Below are 24,382 nucleotides of genomic sequence, written 5' to 3' on the forward strand. Positions count from 1 at the left end.
CGATGGATGCCAGGCACGCCCGGGGTCAGGAGGAGCGGTGGAGTACAACCTTGCCGACCTGTTCGAGTCGGTCGTCGACGTGGTCCCCGACCGCGAGGCGCTTGTGTACATCGATCACCCCGGCACCGGCGCGGAGCGCCGCCTGACATACGCCCAGCTCGACACGGCCGCGAACCGCATCGCCCACCATCTGATCGACAGCGGCGTACGGCCCGGCGACCACCTCGGGCTGCACCTCTACAACGGCATCGAGTACCTCCAGACGGTGCTGGCGTGCCTGAAGGCACGGATCGTTCCGGTCAACGTCAACTACCGTTATGTCGAAGAGGAGTTGGTCTACCTCTACCGGGACGCCGATCTGGTGGCCCTGGTCTTCGACGCGGAGTTCTCGGAGCGGGTGGCGGCGGCGCTGCCGCGTACGCCCGCGTTGCGCCACCTCGTCCGGGTGGGGGCGCCCGCGTCCGGTGCCGTCGTGCCGGACGCCGTGGACTTCGCGGACGCCGAAGCAGCCGGATCCCCCGAGCGGGGCTTCCCGGCGCGCTCGGCCGACGACCAGTTCATCATCTACACCGGTGGTACGACCGGGATGCCCAAGGGCGTGATGTGGCGCCAGGAGGATCTGTTCTTCTCCGGCCTGGGCGGCGGCGCACCGACCGGTGAGCCGGTGCAGAAGCCGGAGGAGCTGGCCGAGCGCGTGGCGGCCGGCGGCGACGGCATCACTTTCTTCCCCACTCCCCCGCTGATGCACGGCACCTCGACCCTCACCGCCTTCATCGGCTTCAACTTCGGCCAGCGGATCGTGATCCACCGCAAGTTCGTGCCCGACGAAGTGCTGCGGACCATCGAGAAGGAGCGGGTGACGAGCGTGTCGCTGGTCGGCGACGCGATGCTGCGGCCACTGATCGACGCGCTCGGCGGACCGCTGAAGGGCACCGACTGCTCCTCCATGTTCAGCGTGTCGTCGTCCGGCGCGATCATGTCAGAGACGGTGCGCGAGCAGTTCCAGGCACTCGTCCCGAATGTGATGCTGCTGAACAACTTCGGTTCGTCGGAGTCCGGTTTCAACGGTACGGCGACGGCGGACTCGGGACCGGTCAAGGGGTTCCGGCTGCGCGTCAACTCCCGCACCCAGGTGGTCGATCCGGCCACGTACGAGCCGGTCGCCGTCGGTGAGCCCGGACGCATCGCCCAGCGTGGCCATGTGCCGCTGGGCTACTACAACGACCCGAAGAAAACCGCCGAGACCTTCTTCCAGAAGGGCGACGAGCGGTGGGTCCTGCTCGGCGACATGGCGACCGTCGACGAGGAGGGCATCGTCACCGTCCTCGGGCGGGGTTCCCAGTGCATCAACACCGGCGGCGAGAAGGTCTATCCGGAAGAGGTCGAGCAGGCGCTCAAGTCGCATCCGGACGTGTACGACGCACTGGTGGCCGGGGTGCCCGACGAGAAGTGGGGCAACCACGTGGCGGCGGTCGTGCAGCTGCGCGACGGCGCGGGCCGCCCCTCCCTGGAGGCCATCCAGACCCACTGCCGCTCCCATCTGGCGGGCTACAAGATCCCCCGCCGGCTCGTCATCACGGACGCGATCCAGCGCTCGCCCAGCGGCAAGGCGGACTACCGGTGGGCCCGGTCGGTGGCGGCGGACGCGGGGCGGTAGCGGCTCTCCTGCCGAGTGACGGCCCGGCGACGGGCGGTGGCACTCGGAGCCCGGCGTAGTCTTTGCGCGCGGTTGACCCCGCCGATTGAACTCCGGGTGAAGTCCGGCCGTACGGATAGTGGCGGCCGTGACCTCCCAGGTCGGTCCGCCGCGCCATCACCGGGCTCCGCACGGAAGGACCTTCGCGTGTCGCACTCCACGCGCCCGCCTCGACAGCCGGACACGGACGGGGGTTCCACCGCCGCTCCCAGTACGGAGGCGGACGACACCGCCGAGGGGCAGGGCGCCACGACGCCTGACGACTCGGTCGTCCACGAGCGGGCCGACGGGGGTGCGGACCCGGTCGTCCCTGAGCAACCCGGCCGGGCGTCCCGGGCGAAACCGGGCGCGGCCGACGACTCGGCGGACATCGACAGCAGCGTGGCCGGCGACTCGGCCGACATCGACAGCAGCAGCTTGGCCGGCGGTTCGGCGGACGTTGCGACCGGTGGGCCCGACGTCGAGAACACCAAGGCTGACGAGGCCGGCGAGCAGCAGCCGGAGCCGGCTGAAGACCGCCCAGAGGCGGAACCCACCGACGGTGCCGCTGAGGCGGACACGGACATCAGCCGCCCGGAGGCAGACTCGCCCGAGGCGCTGAAGGCCGACGACCGGCCCGAGGCAGAGACGGTTGACGACCAGCCCGAGGCAGGGGCAGAGACAGCCGACGACCCTCCGGGCGGACCGCCCCCCGGCCGTTCCCGTGGTGCGGGCTGGTGGGGCTGGCGGCGCAAGTACCCGGGGGTCGCGCGCGGCGTGACCGTGGGCACCACGGTCCTGGCTGGGGCCCTCGTACTGTTCGCCCTCCTCCTGCCCAACCACTTGGACCGCCTCACGTTCGGCGCCTTCGTCCGCATCCCGGCGGAGGGCGTCCTCCTCGCCGGTCTGCTGCTCGTACTGCCGCCCCGGCCGCGGCGCATCGCGGCCGTGGTCGCGGGTGCGGGCCTCGGTCTGATGGCGGTCCTGAAGTGCATCGACATGGGCTTCTACTCGGTCCTGGACCGGCCCTTCGACCTGGTGCTCGACTGGATCCTGTTCGGCTACGCGGTGGACTTCCTGAACGAGTCGGTGGGCCCGACCGGCGCGAAACTCGCCGTCATCGCGGCCATCGTCCTCATCGTGGCGCTGCTCGTCCTCGTGACCCTGGCCGTCGTCAGGCTGGCCAACCTCATGGCCCGGCACCGGCCCGTCGCCGCCCGGACCACCCTCGTCCTCGGTACCGCCTGGATCACCTGTGTGACGCTCGGCGTGCAGTTCACCGACGTGCCGGTCGCCGCCAAGACCAACGCCGTGATCCTCCAGAACCGGGCGCACCAGGTGCGCGCCGGACTCCGGGACGGGCGGGTCTTCGCCGAGCAGGCCTCCGTCGACGCCTTCGCCGACACCCCGCCCGACCAGTTGCTGACCGGTCTGCGCGGCAAGGACGTCCTCTTCACGTTCATCGAGAGCTACGGCCGCTCGGCGATCGAGGATCCCGCGATGGCGAAGCAGGTCGGCGCGGTACTGGACGACGGGACGAGCTCCCTGAAGGCGGCTGGGTTCGCCTCGCAGAGCGGCTGGCTGAAGTCACCGGTAGCCGGCGCCGGCAGCTGGCTGGCCCACTCGACCTTCCTCTCGGGCCTGTGGATCAAGAACCAGCAGCGCTACCGGAACCTCACCTCCAGCGACCGCGCGACCCTGACCAGCTACTTCCAGAAGTCCGGCGCCTGGCGCACGGTCGGCATCGTGCCCGGCGTCCGCCGGGCGTGGCCGGAGGGCAAGTTCTTCGGCCTCGACCACATCTACGACTCCGAGCACCTCGGCTACCAGGGCCCGTACTTCAGCTGGACGCCCGTACCGGACCAGTTCAGCCTGGAGGCCTTCGAGCGCCTGGAGCACGGCAAGAAGGACCACAAGCCGATGATGGCGGAGATCATCCTGGCCTCCAGTCACAACCCGTGGGCGCCCATCGCCCGCACGGTCGACTGGGACGACCTGGGCGACGGCTCGGTCTTCGACCAGATCAAGAAGGAGGGCAAGGACCCCAAGGAGGTCTGGAAGAGCCCGGAGAGCGTGCGCACCGAGTACCGGCGAGCGATCCAGTACTCGCTGACCAGCCTGATCCAGTACATGGAGCGGTACGGCGACAAGAACACCGTGCTGGTCTTCCTCGGCGACCACCAGCCCAACCCGACCGTCACCGGCAGCGGCGTGAGCAAGGACGTGCCGGTCACCGTCGTCGCGCATGACCCGAAGGTGCTGGACAAGATCTCCGACTGGGGCTGGACGGACGGCCTGAAGCCCGCCAAGGACGCTCCCAGGTGGGGCATGGACAAGTTCCGCGACCGCTTCATGACGGCGTACGGACCCGACAACGGCTGACTCGCTCCGCCCGCCCTCTGCCCGCGTTCCGCCGCCCCGGAAGGAGGCCATGCCCGTCATCAGGTACCGGACCCGGGACCTGACCCGGCTGCTGCCGGGCACCGCCCGGGTGTTCCGGCGCATGGAGAAGATCACCGGCCGCAGCGACGACATGGTGATCCTGCAGGGGGTCAATCTCTTCCCGACGCAGATCGAGGAGATCGTGCTGCGCACACCGGGCGTGGCCCCGCACTTCCAGTTGCGCCTCACCCGGGAGGGCCGCCTCGACGCGCTCGCCGTACGGGCCGAGGCCCGGCGCGGCGCGACCCCCGAGATCCGCGAGGCGGCCGCGCGGGCCATCGTGGCGGCCGTGAAGGACGGTATCGGCGTCTCGGTCTCCGTCGAGATCGTCGAACCGGAGTCCCTGGAACGGTCGGTGGGCAAGATCAAACGAATCGTGGACCTGCGGCAGGTCTGATTCAGGACCGATCAGGACCTGTCCCGTCCGAGTCGGGGCCGGCCCGCCGAAGGCCCAGCGGCGGTCCTGCGCCTCCGGGGCTCACGCCTCGCCGAAGCGGTCGCGCAACTCCCGCTTGAGGATCTTCCCGCTGGCGTTGCGCGGCAGCTCGTCCACGAAGAGCACCCGCTTGGGCGCCTTGAAGTGGGCGAGCGTCTCGCGTGCGTGGGTGAGGAGTTCGGCCTCGGTGACCTCGCCACGGGGGACGACGACCGCCGTGACGGCCTCGATCCAGCGCTCGTCGGGAAGGCCGATGACGGCCACTTCGGCGACCTGCTCATGGGTGTACAGCGCGTCCTCGACCTGGCGTGAAGCGACCAGGACACCACCGGAGTTGATGACGTCCTTCACTCGGTCGACCACGGTGAAGTAGCCCTGGGCGTCCCGTACGACGAGGTCCCCGGAGTGGAACCAGCCGTCGCGGAAGGCGTCGGCCGTCTCCTCGGGCTTGTCCCAGTAGCCCTCGCACAACTGCGGTGAGCGGTAGACGACTTCGCCCTTCTCCCCGTCGGGTACGTCCTTGCCGGACTCGTCCACGACCCGTGCCTCGACGAAGAGCACCGGCCGCCCGCAGGAGTCCATCCTCCCCTTGTGCTCGTCGGGCGCGAGCACCATGGCCAGCGGCCCGATCTCGCTCTGGCCGAAACAGTTGAAGAAGGCGAGCTTCGGCAGGCGTTCGCGCAGTCGCTCCAGTACGGGCACGGGCATGATCGACGCCCCGTAGTAGGCCTTGCGCAGTCCGCTCAGGTCGCGGGTGGCGAAGTCGGGGCGGTTCGACAGCCCGATCCACACGGTGGGCGGAGCGAACAGGCTGTCCGCCCTGCCCTCCTCGATCAGGTCGAAGATCTGGTCGGCGTCGGGCCCGTCGAGGATCGTGTTCACCGCGCCGATCGCCAGATACGGCAGGAGGAAGACGTGCATCTGCGCCGAGTGGTAGAGCGGCAGCGAGTGCACCGGCCGGTCCCCGGCCTGCAGGTCGAGGGCCGTGATCGCGCTCAGATACTCGTGTACCAAGGAGCGGTGGGTCATCATCGCGCCCTTGGGCAGCGCGGTGGTGCCCGAGGTGTACAGCAGCTGCGCGAGATCCTCGCTGCGGGGCTCCGGGCCGTCGTACGGCGGCGTCGTGGCGAGCCGCGCCAGCAGCGAGTCGTCGGTGTCGCGCAAGGCCAGTACGGATGTTCCGTCCGGCAGGTTCCCGGTGAGGCCGGGGTCCGCCAGGACGAGTCCGCAGCCGGACTGGCCGACGATGTACGCCAGATCGTCACCCGTCAGGTTCTGGTTGACCGGTACGTGCACCAGTCCCCCGCGCGCGCAGGCCAGGAAGGCGATCAGATACGCGTCCGAGTTGTGGCCGTAGGCACCGACGCGGTCGCCGTGCCCGAGCCCGTGGTCGCGCAGGACTCCCGCGGCGCGGGACACGGCCTCGTCGAGTTCCGCGTAGGTCCAGGACCGGTCGCGGTAGTGCACCGCGACGCGCTCCGGAGTCCGCCGGGCGCTGCGCCGCAGCACTCCGTCGACCGTGACGCTCTGTCCCGCCGTCATGACCTGCTCCTTAGTCCGCCTGCCCCGGTTTGATCCTCGTGGGGCCCCGCGAGTGGGTCAAGCGCCCGGCGCGGCCGGCGGGAAGTGGACCGACCCCCGAGAGGGCCGACCCGATGAGTGTCGAACCGACCCATGCCCCACAGCCTTACCTGTTGTTACGCTCAACCGCCCCTTCCCTCAAGGACGTTGGGAGGCTTGATGCGCATCCGCCCGAGACGGCTCGCCGTCACGGCCGTGGCCCTGCTCGCCGCGTCGACCGCGCTGCCCGCGGCCGCCGCCGATGGCCGGGACCACCAGGAACATCCGTCGCACGGCGGTCTGTCCGCCGTGATCCGCTATACCGAGTACGGCATTCCGCACATCGTCGCGAAGGACTACGCCGATCTGGGCTTCGGCACCGGCTGGGCGCAGGCCGCCGACCAGGTGTGCACCCTTGCCGACGGCTTCGTGACCACGCGCGGCGAGCGCTCCCGCTACTTCGGGCCCGACGCGGCACCCGACGGCTCGCTGTCGTCCGCCACCAGGAACCTCTCCAGTGACCTGTACTTCCGGGGAGTGCGCGAGGCGGGCACGGTGGAGAAGCTGCTCGCCGAGCCCGCCCCGAAGGGGCCGGGACGTCAGGTCAAGGACCTGATGCGCGGCTGGGCCGCGGGGTACAACGCCTGGCTGCGGCAGCGCCGGATCACCGATCCGTCCTGCAAGGGCGCCGCGTGGGTGCGTCCTGTGACGACCCTCGACGTCGCCGCGCACGGCTTCGCGCTCGCCGTACTGGGCGGTCAGGGCCGCGGGGTCGACGGCATCACGGCAGCCCAGCCGCCGGCGTCTGCCCCCTCCGCTGCCAAGGCACCCGAGCGCCCGGTGGATGCGCAGGCCATGGCACGTGCCGCCCGAGAGCTCTTCGACAGCGCCGACATGGGTTCCAACGCGGTCGCGTTCAGCGGCGCCACGACGGCCGACGGCCGCGGCCTGCTGCTCGGTAATCCGCACTACCCGTGGCAGGGCGGCCGCCGCTTCTGGCAGTCGCAGCAGACCATCCCCGGCGAACTGAACGTGGCGGGCGGCTCGCTGCTCGGCTCGGCGACGATCTCCATCGGCCACAACGACCGGGTGGCCTGGAGTCACACCGTCGCCACGGGCGTCACGCTCAACCTCCACCAGCTGACGCTGGATCCGGGGGACCCGACGACGTATCTGGTGGACGGCCGGCCCGAGCGGATGACCAAGCGGTCCGTCACCGTGGAGGTCAAGGACGGCACGCCGGTGACCCGCAGCCAGTGGTGGACCCGGTACGGCCCGGTGGTCACCACGCTCGGCGCCCAGCTCCCGCTCCCCTGGACGGCCACCACGGCGTACGCGCTCAACGACCCGAACGCCGCCAACCTCCGCGCTTCGGACACCGCGCTCGGTTTCAGCAAGGCCCGCAGTACGGCGGACGTCGTCGACTCCCTCCGCCGCACTCAGGGGCTGCCCTGGGTGAACACGGTCGCCGCCGATGCGGGCGGCCACTCGCTGTTCACGCAGTCGCAGGTGCTGCCGCGCATCACCGACGAGCTGGCCCAGCGCTGCTCGACGGCGCTCGGCAGGATCACCTATCCGTCGTCCGGTGTGGCCGTGCTCGACGGCTCGCGCGGTGAGTGCGCACTCGGCAGCGATCCGGACGCCGTGCAGCCGGGCATCTTCGGACCGGCGAAGATGCCCGTACTCAAGGACGCGCCGTATGCGGAGAACTCCAACGACAGCTCTTGGCTGGCCAACGCCGAACGGCCGTTGACCGGGTACGAGCGGGTCTTCGGCACGATCGGCACCCAGCGGTCGATGCGCACTCGCGGTGCGGTGGAGGATGTGTCGGCCATGGCCGACAAGGGGGGACTGACCGTACGGGATCTGCAGAAACAGCAGTTCGCGAACCGGGTGCCGGCCGGGGATCTCATCGCGGACGACGCGGCCCGGGCGTGTGCCGCGCTGCCGGGCGGTACGGCAACGGGCAGTGACGGCAAGGCGGTTGAGGTGAGCGTGGCCTGCGGTGTGCTGAAGTCGTGGGACCACTCGATGAACACCGACAGCCGGGGTGCGCTGCTCTTCGACCGCTTCTGGCGGAAGCTGACGGCCGCGGTGCCCGGTGCCCAGCTCTGGAAGGTGCCGTTCTCGGCGGCGGATCCGGTCCGCACGCCGCGCACGCTCAACACGGACGCACCAGGATTCACCACGGTTCTGGCCGACGCGGTCGCGGAGTTGCGCACGGCCGGCATCGCCCTGGACTCCAAGCTGGGCGCGCACCAGTTCGTCGTCCGCGGCGGCCGGACCATCCCGGTGCCGGGCGGCACGGAGTCGCTCGGGGTGTGGAACAAGGTCGAGCCGGTGTGGAATCCGGCGGGCGGCGGCTACACCGAGGTGACGACCGGGTCGAGCTACATCCAGGCGGTGGGCTGGGACGGGAGCCGCTGTCCCGTCGCCCGTACGCTGCTGACGTACTCCCAGTCCTCGAATCCGGACTCGCCGCACTACAGCGACCAGACGCGGCTGTTCTCGGGTGGGAAGTGGGTGACCTCCCGCTTCTGCGAGAAGGACATCCTCTCCTCGCCCGGGCTGCGGGTGGAACGAGTGGGCGAACGCCGCTAGCGATGGCGGGGGCTCCGCTCCACTCGGGGCGGGCCCCCTCCGTCACCGCCGGACGTCGGCGAACCGGGTCACACGACTCGGGTCCGCCCCTCCCAGTAGGGATCGCGCAGCCGCCGCTTGTAGAGCTTCCCGTTGGGATCGCGGGGCAGCACCTCGACGAAGTCGACGCTCTTGGGCCGCTTGTACCCGGCGAGCTGCTGTGCGCAGTGGTCGAGGATGTCGGCGGCGAGGGCCTCACCCGGTTCGTGTCCGGGCGCCGGCTCGACCACGGCCTTGACCTGCTCGCCCCATTCGTCGTGCGGGATCCCGAAGGCGGCCGCGTCCGCGACGGCCGGGTGGGTGAGCAGCGCGGACTCGATCTCGGCGGGGTAGATGTTGACCCCGCCCGAGATGATCATGTCGATCTTGCGGTCGCGGAGGAAGAGATAGCCGTCCTCGTCGAGATACCCCAGGTCGCCGACGGTGAAGAAGTCTCCGATACGGTTCTTCTTCGTCTTGCCCTCGTCCTTGTGGTACGAGAATCCGCCCGTACTCATCTTCATGTAGACGGTGCCCAGTTGACCGGCCGGCAGCCTGATGCCGTCGTCGTCGAAGATCGCGAGTTCGCTGATGGGCCAGGCCTTCCCGACGGTGCCGGGCTTCTTGAGCCAGTCCTCCGCGGTGGCGAAGGCGCCACCGCCCTCGCTGGCCGCGTAGTACTCCTCCACACTGTGGCCCCACCACTCGATCATGGCCCGCTTCACATGGTCGGGACACGGGGCGGCACCGTGGATGGCGTGCCGCATCGACGAGACGTCGTAGCGCTCCTTCACCTCGTCCGGCAGCGCCAGCAGCCGGTGGAACTGGGTGGGGACCATATGGGTGTGGGTGCAGCGGTGGGCGTCGATGACGCGCAGCATCTCCTCGGGCGTCCACTTCTCCATCAGCACCAGCGGATGGCCGATGTGCAGGGCCGCGCCCGCGAACTGGAGCACCGCCGTGTGGTAGAGCGGCGAGCAGACGAGGTGCACGTTGTCGTCGAAGGCCCTGATTCCGAAGATGGCGAGGAAGCCGCCGAGGTACGTCTCCTCGGGCAGCTTGCCGGGCAGTGGCCGGCGGATGCCGCGCGGGCGCCCGGTGGTGCCCGAGGTGTAGTTCATGACCCAGCCGAGCGTGCGGTCGTCGGGGACCGACTCCGGCTGCCCGTCGAGGAGTTGGGCGTAGGGGCGGAAGCCGCCGATGTCTCCGATCGCGTACCGGTGGCCGGCCGGGAGTCCGGCCTCGTCGGCGGCCCGGCTCGCCGCCTCGGCGAACCGTTCGTGCGCGATGAGCACCTTGGCGCCCGAGTCGGCGACGATCCAGGCGATCTCCGGGCCGACGAGGTGGTGGTTGACGGGCACCAGATAGAAGCCGGCCTGCGAGGCGGCCAGGAACGCGGTGATGAACTCGACGCCGTTGGGCAGGACGACGGCGAAGGAGTCGCCGCGTTCGAGTCCGGCGGCGCGCAGACCGTGGACCAGCTGGTTGACCGAGGCGTGCAGCCGTCCGGCGGACCATTCCTCGCCGTCGGGGGCGATGAGGACCGTACGCTGCGGGTCCCCGGCCGCCTGGGCCCAGAAACCGTTAGGGGGCGTGCTCGCGGCCGTACTCACGACTGAGCGCTCCTTCCGGCGATGCGGTTGATGCGGTCGACGGCCCGCTCGAAGCCGCGGGTCAGGTCGTCGAAGACCGCCTGGACACTGCGTTCGCTGTTCATCCGGCCGACGATCTGGCCGACGGGAGTGCCGAGGAGCGGCTCCACCTCGTGCTTCTGGATGCGGGACAGGGCGTCGGCGACCAGCAGGCCCTGCAGGGGCATGGGGAGGGTGCCGGGCCCGCTCGGGTCGTCCCACGCGTCGGTCCACTCGGTGCGCAGCTGTCGCGCCGGTTTGCCGGTCAGGGCGCGGGAGCGGACGGTGTCGCCGGATCCGGCGGCTAGCAGCTTCCGCGTCACGGCGGGCGAGTGCATGTCGGCCTCCGTGGTCGTCAGCCACAGGGAGCCGAGCCAGGCACCCTGGGCGCCGAGGGCGAGCGCGGCGGCCACCTGCTGTCCGCTGCCGATGCCTCCGGCGGCGAGGACGGGCAACGGGGCGACGGCGTCGACGACTTCGGGCGTCAGCACCATCGAGGCGATCTCTCCGGTGTGCCCGCCGGCTTCGTAGCCCTGTGCCACGACGACGTCGATGCCCGCCTCCGCGTGCTTGCGCGCGTGCCGTGCGCTGCCCGCGAGCGCGGCGACCGGTACGCCCTTCGCATGGGCGCGCTCCACCACATCGGCGGGCGGTGAGCCGAGGGCGTTGGCGAGGAGCTTGATCGGGTAGTCGAAGGCGACGTCGAGCTGGTCGCGGGCGACCTGCTCCATCCACCCGGTGATGCGCCAGCCGGACGCCTCTCCCTCGGCGAGTTCGGGCACGCCGTACTTGGCGAGGGTGTCCGTGACGTACCGCCGGTGCCCTTCGGGGATCATCGCCTCGACGTCCGCCTCCGTGACGCCCTCGACCTTCTTGGCGGGCATGACGACATCGAGGCCGTAGGGCTTGCCGTCGATGTGTGCCTCGATCCAGTCGAGGTCGCGCTTGAGGTCGTCCGGGGCCGTGTAGCGAACCGCACCGAGCACACCGAACCCGCCCGCCCTGCTGATGGCGGCGGCGACGGCGGGGAACGGTGTGAAGCCGAAGACGGCGTGCTCGACTCCCAGTCTCTTGCTCAGCTCCGTCTGCATGGGCGCAGGATGCCGCAGTCCTCGGGACGAGGGAAGGCCTTTCCTGATGCTCCGTCAGATTTCTCGACACCCCGCCACCCGCCCCGGGCCGATACGACCGACGGGACAGGCGGGACCGAAAACCCTAGGGCGGGGTCGCTGGGCAATCCCTCGGCCCGGATCACTCGACACGACCCGCCCGCACCTCGGGCAGGGTTGACACACCCAGCCGCTGACAGGAAAGTTTCACCGCGCAGGGCGAAACCGGAAAGATACTTTCAGGCGGCGCGGTGGGAGGCTCCTCGATGACCGAAGACGCAGCGGGCAGAGTGACGACCGGCGGGCTGACCCGTCGTCAACTCGGCACGCGAGCCCTGGCCTTGGGCGGCGCCCTGGCCGTCGCGCCCTTCCCCGCGGGCCCCGCGGCGGCCGCCGGGACGAGTGGCGGGCATCCGGTCCTGCGGCACGGCTCGGCCGAGCGCGCGGGGCTGCTGGCCGGCCATCTGCGCCAACTGGTCACCGACGCCGAGACGTTCCTCGGCCCCTCCCCCGCTCACCCCTGGTACGCGGGTGCCGTGCTGCTGGCCGGACGGGGCGGCACGGTGGCCCTGCATCAACCGATCGGCAAGGCGGTGCGCTACTCGGCGTACGACGAGAAGACGGATGCCGGTGTCGAGTTCCCGGCGGACCAGCAGATCCCGATGGCCGACGACACCGTCTTCGATCTCGCCTCCGTGTCGAAACTCTTCACCTCGCTGCTCGCGGTGCAGCAGATCGAGCGCGGCACGCTGGAGCTGGAGGCGACCGTCGCCTCGTACCTCCCCGACTTCGCGGGCGCCGGCAAACAGGCCGTCACGATCCGTCAGCTCCTCACCCACACCTCGGGTTTCCGCGCCTGGATCCCCCTCTACAACGCGCCCACGCGCGAGGGAAAGCTCCAACTCGTCTGGAACGAGGCACCGCTCAACCCCCCGGGCACCAAGTACCGCTACTCCGACCTCAATCTGATCTCGCTCCAGCTGGTCCTGGAGAAGATCACCGGCCGGACGCTCGACACCCTCCTCCACGACGAGATCACCGCACCGCTCGGCATGCATCGCACCCGCTACAACCCGCCCGCGTCCTGGAAACCCGGGATCGCCGCCACCGAGGACGCCCGGCCGCCCTGGTCGGGGCTCGCCCGCGGGCTGGTGTGGGGCGAGGTGCACGACGAGAACGCGTACTCCCTCGGCGGGGTCGCGGGGCACGCGGGCGTCTTCTCCACCGCCTGGGACCTGGCGATCCTCGGCCGTACGCTGCTCAACGGCGGCGCGTACGGCACCGCGCGCATCCTGAAGCCGGAGTCGGTGGACCTGATGTTCACGGACTTCAACACGGCCTTCCCCGGCGACGAGCACGGCCTCGGCTTCGAGCTCTACCAGCACTGGTACATGGGCGCGATGGCGACGCCCCGCACCGCCGGACACACGGGCTTCACCGGTACCGCCATCGTGCTCGACCCGACGACCGACTCCTTCCTCGTACTGCTGGGCAACTCCGTTCATCCCGTGCGCAGTTGGCGTTCCGGATCCGCGCCCCGGGTCGCCGCCGCGAACCATCTCGCCCGCGCCGTGCCGGTACGCCCCGTGCGCGGACGCACCTCCTGGTTCTCCGGGATGGCCACCGGGACAACAGCGACGCTGACCCTTCCCGCGCTCGACACCACGCGCGGCCGCCCGCGGCTGCGCTGCGCCCTGTGGTGGGACACCGAACCCCAGTCGGACGTCCTCTTCCTGGAGGCCTCACCGGACGGCGGCACGACGTGGCAGCCGGTCCCCTTCACGACCGTAAGGCAGGGAAGTGCCCCGCTGGAGCATCCGGCCGGTTCGGTCACCGGCTGGTCGGACCGCGTCTGGCACCGCCTCGACGCGGAGCTGCCGGGGGCCCGGCAACTGACCGTGCGCTGGCGGTACGCGACCGACCGGCTGTACGTCGGCCGCGGCGCGTACGTCGACGCCCTGCGGGTCGAGGCCGGTGGCCGTGTCGTCTTCGACGAGACCCACTCGGCGGACGCCGCGCGCATCAAGGCGGTGGGCTGGTCGCCGTCGGGCGACTGACGCCGCCGGGGCCCGCCCGTACGCGTCCGGCCCACCAAGTGCGCGACCGACGACCGAAGGCAAGTCATCCGGGTGTCCCCATGCCTCCGCGGGCGCCCGGCCACCGAGCGCGAACGGACGGCCGATGACACCTCATTTGAGGGTGTCCCCTTGCCTCCGCGGTCGTTGACCTGGCATGACGAACACCCGCATTCTGCTCGCCTCCGCGGCTCTCGCCGTCGGCGGCCTCGCCCTGACCGCTCTCCCCGCGACCGCGGACAGCCCCGCCCCTGCCCCCGCCGGACAGCTCGGCCAACTCGGTCAGCTCAACCCGCTGAGCCAGGCCACCGGCGCCCTCAACCCCGTTTTCGGCCTGCTCGCGCCGGTCACCTCAACCCTGCCGCTGTAGTAGTCCGGATCGGACACCCTCCGACACACGAGCGCCGTGGCCGGCCGGCCACGGCGCTCAGTCACGGGCGGAGCGCTGCGTCCCGTTCGTCGCATGTCGCCTCGTCGGACCGGCGCCGACGTACGGTCGGCCGGAATTCGCGGACTGGCCGAGAACACCTACGCTCCACAATCCGGCGGTGCCCCATCCGTCCTCCGGGTCGCACCTTGAATCCGCCAATACCGTCCGGCCCTGTCGCGGACCGAGCAGTGCCACGCGTCCGGCCCCCGGCGGGGCCCGCCCGCGATCACCGTGCGGGAACACCGGTGACCTCGTCCTTCAACAGCCCTTCACAGGCTCACCACGAGTCGCACACTTCCAGCCGAGTTCTGTTGCCTTTGGTTCCGGCGGTGCAGACGGTGCGCGCGCCTCTGCCTAGCCTCCCGGCCATGCCATCCACACAGTTGAGACGTCTCGGTCTCGCCACCGTCATCGCCTTCGTCCTCGCCCTGTTCGGCCTCGCTCCCACCGCGAGCGCGGCGGACCCGGCGCCGGCCGACCTGACGTTCGCCACGAACAGCGCCACGACCGCCCCCGGTGGCACGGTGAACCTGTCGATGACACTCACCAACAACAGGACCTACGACGTCTGGTTCGTGTACCAGACGATCGAGCCGACCTGGCTGACGACTCAGCGGCCCGACCTGAAGTACAGCTTCACCGGCTGCAGCCTCGCCACCGCGGCCGGCAGCACCCCCTGTTCCGGTACCGGTCCCGCCAACCTCGGCGGCAACTACGGCGCCACCATCCCGCCCGGCCAGAGCCGGACCGTGACGCTCACGCTGCAGGTCGCCGCCGACTCCGGCTGCAACGGCAACATCGGCTTCTACTCGTACTTCTACGCCGAGTTCAGCGACAGCGGGAACACCAGCGGCGGTCCCGTGTACACCCCTGAGACTCGCGTCCTCTGCGCCTGAGGCACGCGAAGGCCGGTCTGCGCGGGCGCCGCGGACCGGCCGCCCCGCCCGGGCGTGACGCCGGCGCGGTGGTCCTGGCCGACCAACTGCGCGTCCGCGTCAGGACCCGGCGACACAGGCGTACAGCGGCAGTGCTGTCATGCCGTGGCGCTCCTTCATGGGGCGGTTGCTCCGGCCGCCCTCCACCCACTGCTTTCCGAGCTCGATGGCGGTGCGGATCTCCGCGGCCCACAGCAGGTAGTTGGGGCTGAAGCTGTCGATCGTGGCGTGGCTGGCGCCGCCCACCCACATGTGCAGGCGCTGCTCGTCCAGGAGGACGACCCCGGCCGCCGGCGTGCTGTCGCCCTGGTCGATGCGGACGACCCGGGCCCGCTCGCCCAGCCCCATGACGAAGTCGATGAAGGCGTCCTCGGGGTACATGCCCGCGCTGTTGTGCTTGGCGGCGGTCCGCCGCGTGAGATCGCAGACGACCCGGAGGAAGTCCGGCTCGGGCGCCTCGACGGACGCGGTGACGCCCGCGTCGGCCGCGCGCCGCAGGTACTGGCGGATCGTCCGCCGTGTCCTGCTGCCCAGGCCCGCGAGATAGGAGTCGTACGTCGTGAAGCCCTGGAGCGGAAGCTGGAAGCGGGTCACGATCGGGGCGACCCGCCAGCCCTTGCGCCGGGCCACGCCGAGTACCGGATCGCCCTCGGCGACGCTGACCAGCCCCGCGGCCCGGACACCGTCGGCGTCCCGCAGCTCCACCAGGGCGTCCAGCATGGCGCCGAGCACCCGGTCGCGATGGTCCGCGTCCGCCGCGAGTACGGGGATGCGGGTGTCGTAGCAGTACCAGTTGTGTCCGAGGAGCGCGGGGCCCTCGGCCTCCGGGATGCCCACGTCGCGCAGGAAGCCGTACGGATCGCCCTGCTTTTGGAGGTAGCACGGCAGTACGGCGACGGTCCGGCCGGCTTCGACGACGGTCAGATAGCGGGTGGCCGCGTACGGGCTCAACGGGCTTGCCTGGTAAGCCCGGAGATAGGTGGGCGTGTAGTGGACGGGGGCGGCGTCCGAACGGGCCACCCGCTCCCACTGGGTGGTGTCGATGTCGTCGAAGGAGTCGGTGACGTCGACGTGCAGCGCGCTCAACTCGTTCCCCTTTCGGGCGCGGTGCCCGCCGTGACTTCGTGGACCCAGCCCGCTCCGGTCATCGCGGCCAGGAAACGCTCTCCGAACTCCGGCTCCAGCGGGATCCCGGAGTCGAGTGCGGCGACGCGGACGACGTCGCGCGCGTCGGCCGTCCCGTCGATGCTCTGGGCCAGGGCCATCGCGGACGCGTAGAAGCGGCCCCGGTCCACGGTCAGTTGGCGCAGGAACCACTGGTGGTCCTTCTCGTCGGCGGCCCCCATCAGCGCGCGCAGGTTGAAGGGCCCGGGCCAGGCCCGGCGCAGGCTCGGACCACGCGGGCGGTCGGGGACGGCTGTTGCAGTGTCGTCGTCCCAGGCGGCCGACAAGGTGCGATGCAGTCCGTCGAGCAGCGTCGCCTGGCGGTCCAGGACCCGCTCACTCGCGTCGAACGCCCTAAGCGTGCTTAGGGCGTCGAGGCCGTAGTGCCGGCGTCGGGTCAGCCGGGCCCGGGCCGGCGGGTCGTCGGTCGGCGGCAGACAGGCGGTCATCCGGCGGGCCGTCCAGCGGGTGAGGAGTTCGGCGATCCGGTCGGCGTCCCGTCCGCCGGCCGTCGCCACGACGGCGGCCGCGGACGCGGCTATCGCGGCGGACCTGCGCAGTTCCGCGGGGTCGACCTTGTCGAGCGTATCGGCGCTGGAGTGGTTGAACCGGTCGGGCCAGTGCCCCAGTTGTACGGCGGGACAGCCGATCGACCGGTCGGCGAGGATCGCATGGTCGGAGGCTCCGACGAACGGCGTCGTGCGCCAGGCCCAGACGTCGCAGTCGACCACGCCGCTGTAGGAGCGTGCGGCGGGCGGCAGGGCCCGAACGCAGGCCTCCACGACGGCGTTGGCGAAGTGCGGAAGGTACTCGGGGCTGTGCTCGACGACGAGGGGGCCGCCGCAGCGCCGCTGGTCCTCGCCGACCATGTCGAGGTTGACGGCCATGGCCGGCAGCGGAAGCCCCGCCTCGATCGTCTGGTGGAGGTAGGCCGCCGGACCCACGAACTCGGGTGCCCAGACGAAGCGGACGGGCCGGCGCAGGGAGCGGCGCGCCAGCGCACGGCCGGCCGCCAGCGCCGCCGCGACCCCCGAGGCGTTGTCGTTGGCGCTCGGGGCCGGGTGGCACAGGTGCGCACCGATGAGGCACGCGTCCGGCGCGGAGCGCGAACCGGACGGCGTGCGCGCGACCACCACGGGCATCCGGCCGGGAGTCGTGTCGATGTCGACGACGACGCGCACCCGCTCGCCGCGCCGCTCGGCGTTCCGCAGTTCGTCGAGCTGGTCCGGGAGCACACTGAACCCGAACAGGCCGCTGGTGGCGGGCAGTTCGAGGCGACCCACCTGGTCGTGGCGGTCCGGGTGAGTCGTGACGCAGAAGCCACTCGCCCCTTCGGCCCGCATCCGGGCGAACAACTCCCCGTCGAGATCGGCCGCGGAGGGGACGAGGACGACCGCACCCGGCGGCCACTTCGGGTCCTGCGCCACGGCGAGCGGCGCTCTGCCGTCCGTGGCCGCCGAGTTCGCCGCCAGGGCGTAGGGCTGCGCGGGATACGTGACCAGCGGCGGCCCGCCGACGACGGACAGGTGGGCCCCGCGCGGCGTCCAGGCGGCGGGCGCGGTGAACGTCCACCAGGCGGTCCGGCCGTCGGCGGGGAAGCTCAGCACCTCCACGTCGGCCAGGCCCGCCCGTTCGGCCTCGTCCGCCACGAAGTCGGCCGCGGCGGCGATCCCCGACGATCCCTGGTACCGGTCGAATTCGACCAGCCGGGCAACCTGACGCATCGCCTCGCGGGCGTCGATGTCCTGGTGGATCCCGCCGACCAGGCCGGTCAGGTCCGCCAGGCCGGGGGATGTCTTCTCGGTCACGTGAGGCCCCATCGCTGCGCGTCGACTCCTCTAAGCGCCTTGGGCGAAGGCCGCGCGGAAGGCCGTCAACCGCTCCGCCGACAACGGAACGGCGATCTTGAATAGTCGCGCCCCCCGCCGCTGCCCGGATCCCTCGGCGTGCGGGTCAACGGCCCGACCCTCGATCTCCTTGACGCGCAAGCCGTGTTCGTCGATGACGGCCCTGGCCCCCGCTTCCCCGGGTACGGTCACCCACGGCAGACAGGTCGCTCCCTCCGTCACCTCCAGGCCCGCCCGCCGCAGCGTCGCCGACACGTCCGGCTTCACCTCGGCGATCCTGGCCCGCAGCCCGGCGAAGACGTCCCCCTGCGCGATGAGCCGGAGCGCGACCGCGAGGCCCGCGCTGTTCGCGGCGAGCGGCGGGGCGACCTCCCGCAGACGCGCGGTAGGCCCGGGCTGCGCGACCGCGAACCCGACGCGCAGCCCGCCGCAGCAGTAGCCCTTCGAGAGGCTGCGCACCACGACGAGGTTGGGGTGCTCGGCGACCGCGGGCACACAGCTCGCGGCGGGTCCGGCGTAGGTGGCGTAAGCCTCGTCCAGCACCACGGTCGTGCCGCGTTCACGGGCGGCCCGGGCGATCTCGTCCAGCTGGGCCCTTCCGTACAGATCCCCGGTGATCGTCGGGCGGTCGAGCACGAGGACGGACGGGGCGTGCCGGTCGAGGTCGGCGCCGAGGTCCTCGATCCGGGTCACGAAGGTCTCGGCTCCCAGCCGCTGGGCCCATCGGGGCAGATCCGGGTGACCGCCCTCCAGATGCAGCACGGGCCCCGGCAGGGCCAGCGCCGCGCAGGCGTGCAGCAGACCGGTGGCTCCGGTGCCTGCCGTCACCATGTCCGGGGAGAGTTCCAGGCCGAAGTGCGCGGACAGCACGGGGGCTGCCTGCTCGGCGGCGTAGGGGTCGGTCACGTGGTACGTCCGGGCCACGTCGGCGGCGTCGGACGCGGAGGCGGTTGCCTCGAACGAGCGGTCCACCGAGGACCGTACGAAATCGATCTCGTCGGGTGACCAGCGCAGGTCGAGCGCGGTCGCCGGCTCGTCGGCGGCGGACCGCTCCCATGTGGTGATCGCGGTGGGCCGGCGCCGCGGGTTGCGGGCGACGAACTGCACATAGCGCGAGGTGAGCGCGGCCCGGCGGTCGAGCGTGAAGTCCGCGTCGACCCGCTCGACGGTGAACCCGGCGCGGGCGAGCAACTCCCGTACCTCGGCGGGCTGGTACATCCGTACGTCGTCGTGGATGACGACCGGCTCCGCCCCGGGCCGCCGCACCTCGATCTCCCCGGTGCTGCGGCCGGCGGTCACCCGGTAGTTACGGCGGAAGTCGGCGCGCAGCCCGTCGGTCTCGAAGGTCGCCTCCGGAACGTAGTGTCCCGCGATTGTCAGCACGTTGGAGTGGTCCAGCACCAGCAGCCCGCCGGGCACGAGGGTCCGGCGGGCCTCCCGCAACAGCCGGAGCTGCTGTGCGTCGCTCCCCCAGCCGAAGGACTGGACGCAGATGATCGCGTCGAACTCGCCGACCGGCCAAGGGAGTTCACGCAGCAGATCGAGGCGCAGCCACTCCACGTGAGTTCCCGAGGCGGCGGCCTCTTCCGCGGCCTGCTTGAGTGCCCACTCGCCGACGTCCACGCCGGTGACGTGGAACCCGCGCTCGGCCAGGGCGATCGCGTGTCGGCCCGTGCCGCAGCCCAGGTCGAGCACGCGACGGCCCGGCGCCGAGCCGTCGAGGACCACGGACAGGTAGTCGGCCTCCGACGCCGTGCGCTCCGCGGTGTACTCGTGGGCGGCCACGGCCCAGAACTCCTCGCCGAAGAAGTCCTGGTACCAGGGACGGGTCATACGGCGTCCGCCCGCAGCGCCTCCTGCCGGTGGAGGAATCCGCACACGTCGCACAGGCCTGCCGGGTTGGGCACGCCCTCCTGGAGGAGATACCGGCCGCCGCAGACCCGGCAGAGGTCGTCGACCACCGGCAGGAGCGAGCGCTGCACGTTCTCGAAGGCGTTGAACACGTAGTAGTCGATGCCCGGCCACAGGTCGTAGAGGTGGTCGGCCATCGCGTAGGCCAGGGATCGCTCGTCGGAGCCGGTGGTGAACCGGCCGGGCGCTCCTTGCCGGTTGAGTTCCGGGGCGACGAGTTCGAGGTAGAGGGTCAGTTCCTTCTTGGTGATGCGGTACAGCGGAAAGACGTACCGCAGGTCGCCCAGTTCACGGACCGGGATGCCGCCCATCCGGTATCCGGTCGTGAACCAGGTGACCATGCTGGCCACCAGGTCGTCGGCGTTGAACCCGAACGCCACGACGGAGGCTCCCCGTCGCTCGGCCTCCTGTTCCAGCATGCGGCGCAGCACCTGGTGGCCGATCACCATGTTCATGTTGCGGTGCTCACCGGCGACGACCTTGTTCATGACGTCGACGAACGGCTCGCGCAGCTTGAAGAGTTCGGCGACGTCGTCGGCGGTGACGATCACATGGTCCACGCCCAGTCCCGCGCAGGCGTCGAGCGCGATCTGGAAGGTCGACGGCTCGTCCCAGTCGGGCAGCCCGGTGATGGTCACGGCGGTCATGTCGGCCTCGGGCCACCGGCCACGGGTCCGTTCCAGGAGCTTGAGATAGGCGACGCTGTCCCGGCCGCCCGACAGACCGATGACGACCCGGTCCCCGGGGCGCATGGTCGAGCCGGCGGCGATGCTCTGTACGAAGGTCTCCTCGACGTACTGCACGAAGGTCTCCGGAGTGAGCTGCTCCGTGCGCCGCTCCAGGGTTCCGCCGTGGTCGAACACGATGGACTTGGTGTAGATGGGGTCGGGTGCCGCGTAGACGTGCTCCTTGGGGCGGCGCAGCACGTCCAGGTCGTAGTGGCGGACCTGGCGCACCTCGATGACGTCCTCGGCCTCGAGGACGACCGTCGCCTCGGGGACCACCTCCCCGTTGCGGTAGGTGAGCACGGCATTGACCGGGATGCCGTTGGCCCGCAGCACGTCGAGCAGGCTCTGGCCCGCCGTCGAGTGCAGGGTCTCCGAACCACCGGTCTTGTTGCGGAACACAACCGTGCTCACGCTCTCTCCTTCATGTCGGGACGATGATCAGGGCAGGACTGTCGCGAGCGGAGGGTTCCAGGCGGCGAGCGGTACGAGCATCTCGTCGTCGGAGAGGGAGCCGTGCTCCCAGGCGACGCCGGGGTCCGGCACGGGGAAGCCCGCGGAGGTGGCCAGGGCCACCACCGCGCCGATGCGGTCGCGGACCACCGGGGTCGCGGCCAGCAGACCGCGGGCCGCCAGGTCGTCCGGGGTGAGCACGAGCGCGTGGTCGCCGAGCGCGTCGCGCAACGCGTCGGCCACCCCTGCCTCGCGCCCCGGCAGCGGATACAGCCACCGCACGCGCCCGGCGCCGCCACCGGGCATCCGGCAGTGGGCGGGGTCGTCCAGGCGTGCCCAGGCGTCCAGCAGGCCGGCGCGGGGAGCCGCCGGGACCTGACCGTGGTCGGCATGGGCGAGGACGTCCCATCCGGAATCGGCCCAGCGGCTCGCCGCCGTGTCCAGGATCCGCAGGGACTCGTGCAGACGTGCGTCGTAGCCGGCCTGATGGATGTGGTCGTCCAGGTTCACGTACGCCCACACCAGGCAGCCGGTGTCCCGGGGTTCGTCGAGAACCGCCTCGACCTCACGGACCGTCCGCTCGGCCACCGCCACCGGGTCGGTGGTGAGGCGGGTGACCGGTGACGGCACGATCCGGGCGCCGCGCAGCAGGGCCGCCACCCACTCGCCGGTCAGCCGCTCCAGCTCGGGGCCGATCACGAAGGCGGGCGTGCCGGTCTCGACGGCACGCTCGAACAGGGTCGGCTCGCCGTGCAACAGGGCGTTCTTGGGCGGGGGATACGAGCCGAAGCCGTAGGTGTCACCCGTGACGAGGTGGGTGACGCAGTCGGCGCCGGGCGCGCGGTAGACCATGCCGACGGCGCCGTGGCTGCTGGGATCCACTCCGGTGACGGCGGTCAGCCAGGCGGTGGTCGACGTGCTCGGGAAGGTGGAGCGCAGCGGTCGCGTCTGTGCGTGGGCGAAGCCGGATTCCGCCACGCCGTACGACAGGCCGTCGACCGCCAGGACACACAGCCCCCGGGTTGCGGTGCGCAGACAGCGCTCGACGACTTCGGGCACCACGCGCAGGTCGGCGGACGCTGTCGCCCGTCCGCCGACACGTGACGCTGCGCTCAGAAGTTCGGCACGCAATCGGTGCAGGTGGTACGGAACTTGGCGATGTGCGCCGCCTGGCGCTCGGTGATCATCCGCTCGACGAGACGCGGCAGGAGCATCACCGGCGCGGGGGTCGACCTGGTCGCGGTTTTCGCGGTGGCGAGTGGAGCTGTTTGCATGGATTCCTCCTGCTGGTAAAGGTGCCAGAGAATCGAGCCAAACAACTTTCAACTTTGCGTGAACAGGTCAACACAGGCCGAACTTGTGTGTCAACACTGAGCCGCCGTGAATTCAGCTTCAACTTCTCGCTTGTTTCGGGGAGTTGACGGAATGAATGATTCCTGCGACAGGCGGTGGCTTACTCGGGCGGTCACGCACGCGGCCCACTCATGCGGTCACCCGGCCGCTCAATTGACAAAGATCCTGTCTTCCGCGTCCTCGACGATCCGCTCGGGCGTGGGCGGATCCATCAGCGTCGCGGCATAGCGCTCGGCTTCGGGGTCGGCGGCCCGGTGCGCACGGGCGGCAGCGTCCGCCACGTCGTAACGCGTCGTCCTGAGCCGGACATCGGGACCCAGCAGGGCCCAGTACGCGGTGCCCGGCTCGCCCGTGTGGTACGGCAGTCCGACGCTTCCGGGGTTGACGCTGCGCAGGCCGGCCACGACCCGGTCGAACTGGAGGTGCGAGTGTCCGGTGACCAGCACCCGGGCGTCCAGCGTCGCCGACAGCTCCGCGAAACGCTCAGGCGGCGTACCCGGTGTGACCAGTTCGTGGTCGCTGCGCGGCGATCCATGACAGAAGTGCACCGGACCGAGCCCGTCGATCTCGACGACGACGCCGAAGGGAACGCGCCCGAGGAACGCCATCGCCTCGGGCGAGTGCTGCGCGGCGATCCACGCCTGGCGGGGTGTGCCGGCCCCCTCTCCTGAGATGCCGATACCGGCGGCGTAGCGATCGGCGTTCCCGCGTACGCACCGGACCCGGTCGCCCAGTGCGGCGATCAACTCGTACGTCTCCTGCGGCTGGGGACCCCAGGTCAGATCGCCGCAGAGGACGACGAGATCGGCCGCGGCGACGTCCGGTTCGGCGAGGACCGCTTCGAAGGCGGGGATGTTGGCGTGGATGTCGGAGAGCACGGCGACCCGCGCGACCGGTCCGTACCGGCCCGGGGGTCCTTCCCAGCTCGCCGGGCCGTAGAGCGTGACGTCGTCCATCTGGGCCTTTCCGACCGGGCGGTGCGGGGCGTTCACCGGTCCGAGGGGACGGCGGCGGCCGTCGGGTTCTGGGTGTCACCGGTCCGCGCCGCGCCGACGGCCAGGGGATGCGTGGGGCGGGTGCCCGGGGGCGGCCCGATCAGCGCCCGTCCCTCCGACGGCAGGCCCTCGACCAGCTGCGCGGCGATCACGATACGGTCCCACAGCGGCAGCCCGCTGTCCCCCTCCGTCAGCTGGTCGAGGCGGTCCGAGAGCCCGGCGGCGTCGGTCGGCCGCCGCGGACCGCTCCAGGCCGCCAGATGCCCCACAGGATGTGCGGGCGGCTCCAGCGAGTGGGCCGGATGAGCGGCGTAGAGCCGGCGGGCCGCGGCGGCCACTTCGGCGTCGCAGCGGGGCGAGGGATCGCCCGCCAGCAGTGTGAAGGCCTCGTCCCGCTGTCGTCCGGGCAGTAGCACGCCCACCTCCCTGATCAGATCGGCCGGATCGTCGGGCGCGTGCAGGAAGTTCAGGCACATCAGCTCGCAGCCGAGCGCCTCTCGCAGCGAACTTCCGTTCGCCGCACGGTTCTTGGACGAACCCTTCAGCTCCGCGAGCCGTTCGGCCGCGGTCATGCCCGTCCGCTCGGGCCCCTGGGTGTCCCGGAGCGGGACGAACAGACAGGGTGGTCCGGACTCGAGGATCATGTCCACGGCGCGGATGACGGCGAGCGGTGCCGCGTTGATCTGATAGCGCCACAACTCACGGCAGACGCGCGCGTCGACCGGGACGGCCAGGGCCCCGAGGGGTGCGAAGCCGTGCTCGGCCAGAAAGGCCAACGCCGGTTCGATACGCCGTCCGACGACCGCGTCCGGCTTGAACATGACGAAGGTGCCCCGCCGCAGTGACCGCGTCGTCTCCGGCACGTCCCGCCGGTCCAGCAATGCCGCCGTCTCCCGGAAATAGACGTCATTCGGGTAAATGCGGCGCCGTACGGGATCGTGGGTGAAAGGGGCCCGCAACCACTGGTGGACAGCCATGGTCCTCCGAGTCTCCGGTCGTTCGCCAGGGCCCGGTATCTCTGC

The 24,382-nt window shown here is 71.0% G+C and carries 17 protein-coding genes and 1 pseudogene; 7 read left to right on the forward strand and 11 right to left on the reverse strand.

The features are described from left to right. Nucleotides 1-37 precede the first annotated feature (37 nt). The 3 genes and pseudogenes from ACFWM2_RS08555 to ACFWM2_RS08565 form a co-directional block, all read left to right on the forward strand. On the forward strand, nt 38-1,657 hold the full coding sequence (locus ACFWM2_RS08555; RefSeq protein WP_383274792.1) for an acyl-CoA synthetase: 1,620 nt from the start codon (nt 38-40) through the stop codon (nt 1,655-1,657). A gap of 456 nt (nt 1,658-2,113) precedes the next feature. Next, entirely contained in the window at nt 2,114-4,057 is a 1,944-nt protein-coding gene (locus ACFWM2_RS08560) for a sulfatase (RefSeq protein ID WP_383276455.1), read from the forward strand. Between the two features lie 40 nt (nt 4,058-4,097). Further along, nucleotides 4,098-4,514 (forward strand): annotated as a pseudogene (locus ACFWM2_RS08565) (phenylacetate--CoA ligase); the annotation flags it as partial. An 81-nt stretch (nt 4,515-4,595) separates the two neighbouring features. Here the strand turns inward: ACFWM2_RS08565 and ACFWM2_RS08570 are convergent. Further along, nucleotides 4,596-6,095, reverse strand: a complete 1,500-nt coding sequence (locus ACFWM2_RS08570) for an acyl-CoA synthetase (protein ID WP_383274795.1) — start codon at nt 6,093-6,095, stop codon at nt 4,596-4,598. A 198-nt stretch (nt 6,096-6,293) separates the two neighbouring features. Between ACFWM2_RS08570 and ACFWM2_RS08575 the strand changes: the two genes are divergently transcribed. Beyond that, nucleotides 6,294-8,714 carry a penicillin acylase family protein gene (locus ACFWM2_RS08575; protein ID WP_383274798.1) on the forward strand — a complete coding sequence of 807 codons (2,421 nt, stop codon included), beginning with the start codon at nt 6,294-6,296 and terminating at the stop codon, nt 8,712-8,714. Between the two features lie 68 nt (nt 8,715-8,782). Here the strand turns inward: ACFWM2_RS08575 and ACFWM2_RS08580 are convergent, their stop codons facing one another. Together ACFWM2_RS08580 and ACFWM2_RS08585 are read right to left on the reverse strand one after the other, a co-directional pair. Then, complete coding sequence (locus ACFWM2_RS08580; RefSeq protein WP_383274801.1) at nt 8,783-10,345, reverse strand: acyl-CoA synthetase; 1,563 nt, start codon at nt 10,343-10,345, stop codon at nt 8,783-8,785. Continuing rightward, entirely contained in the window at nt 10,342-11,454 is a 1,113-nt protein-coding gene (locus tag ACFWM2_RS08585) for an NAD(P)H-dependent flavin oxidoreductase (RefSeq protein WP_383274804.1), read from the reverse strand. The genes ACFWM2_RS08580 and ACFWM2_RS08585 overlap by 4 nt, the downstream gene beginning before the upstream one ends. A gap of 284 nt (nt 11,455-11,738) precedes the next feature. Here ACFWM2_RS08585 and ACFWM2_RS08590 point away from each other — a divergent pair, with 284 nt between their 5' ends. The 3 genes from ACFWM2_RS08590 (at nt 11,739) to ACFWM2_RS08600 (ending at nt 14,873) form a co-directional block, all read left to right on the forward strand. Continuing rightward, entirely contained in the window at nt 11,739-13,529 is a 1,791-nt protein-coding gene (locus ACFWM2_RS08590) for a serine hydrolase (protein WP_383274807.1), read from the forward strand. Between the two features lie 175 nt (nt 13,530-13,704). Next, on the forward strand, nt 13,705-13,917 hold the full coding sequence (locus ACFWM2_RS08595) for a hypothetical protein (protein ID WP_383274810.1): 213 nt from the start codon (nt 13,705-13,707) through the stop codon (nt 13,915-13,917). Between the two features lie 428 nt (nt 13,918-14,345). Next, nucleotides 14,346-14,873: a hypothetical protein gene (locus tag ACFWM2_RS08600; protein ID WP_383274813.1), complete on the forward strand. Its 528-nt coding sequence runs from the start codon at nt 14,346-14,348 to the stop codon at nt 14,871-14,873. Nucleotides 14,874-14,972: 99 nt separating this feature from the next. Here ACFWM2_RS08600 and ACFWM2_RS08605 read toward each other — a convergent pair whose 3' ends face one another. The 8 genes from ACFWM2_RS08605 to ACFWM2_RS08640 form a co-directional block, all read right to left on the reverse strand. Further along, the gene (locus ACFWM2_RS08605) at nt 14,973-15,998 is read right to left on the reverse strand and encodes a GNAT family N-acetyltransferase (RefSeq protein WP_383274816.1); all 1,026 of its coding nucleotides are present in this window, start codon (nt 15,996-15,998) and stop codon (nt 14,973-14,975) included. Then, a complete protein-coding gene (locus tag ACFWM2_RS08610; protein WP_383274819.1) occupies nt 15,995-17,884 on the reverse strand; it encodes a DUF4910 domain-containing protein in 1,890 nt (629 codons plus the stop codon). Before ACFWM2_RS08610 ends, ACFWM2_RS08605 begins: the two co-directional genes overlap by 4 nt. A 30-nt stretch (nt 17,885-17,914) precedes the next feature. After that, on the reverse strand, nt 17,915-19,756 hold the full coding sequence (locus tag ACFWM2_RS08615) for an aminotransferase class I/II-fold pyridoxal phosphate-dependent enzyme (protein ID WP_383274822.1): 1,842 nt from the start codon (nt 19,754-19,756) through the stop codon (nt 17,915-17,917). Then, entirely contained in the window at nt 19,753-20,973 is a 1,221-nt protein-coding gene (locus ACFWM2_RS08620) for a hypothetical protein (protein WP_383274825.1), read from the reverse strand. The genes ACFWM2_RS08615 and ACFWM2_RS08620 overlap by 4 nt, the downstream gene beginning before the upstream one ends. 27 nt (nt 20,974-21,000) lie before the next feature. Further along, the gene (locus tag ACFWM2_RS08625) at nt 21,001-22,071 is read right to left on the reverse strand and encodes an alkaline phosphatase family protein (protein WP_383274828.1); all 1,071 of its coding nucleotides are present in this window, start codon (nt 22,069-22,071) and stop codon (nt 21,001-21,003) included. Nucleotides 22,072-22,124: 53 nt separating this feature from the next. Continuing rightward, nucleotides 22,125-22,286: a hypothetical protein gene (locus ACFWM2_RS08630; protein WP_383274831.1), complete on the reverse strand. Its 162-nt coding sequence runs from the start codon at nt 22,284-22,286 to the stop codon at nt 22,125-22,127. 228 nt (nt 22,287-22,514) lie between these two features. After that, nucleotides 22,515-23,357 carry a metallophosphoesterase family protein gene (locus tag ACFWM2_RS08635; protein WP_383274834.1) on the reverse strand — a complete coding sequence of 281 codons (843 nt, stop codon included), beginning with the start codon at nt 23,355-23,357 and terminating at the stop codon, nt 22,515-22,517. Further along, on the reverse strand, nt 23,354-24,337 hold the full coding sequence (locus ACFWM2_RS08640) for a hypothetical protein (protein ID WP_383274837.1): 984 nt from the start codon (nt 24,335-24,337) through the stop codon (nt 23,354-23,356). Before ACFWM2_RS08640 ends, ACFWM2_RS08635 begins: the two co-directional genes overlap by 4 nt. Nucleotides 24,338-24,382 lie beyond the last annotated feature (45 nt).

The organism is Streptomyces sp. NPDC058371, from assembly GCF_042723265.1.
GTDB lineage: Bacteria > Actinomycetota > Actinomycetes > Streptomycetales > Streptomycetaceae > Streptomyces.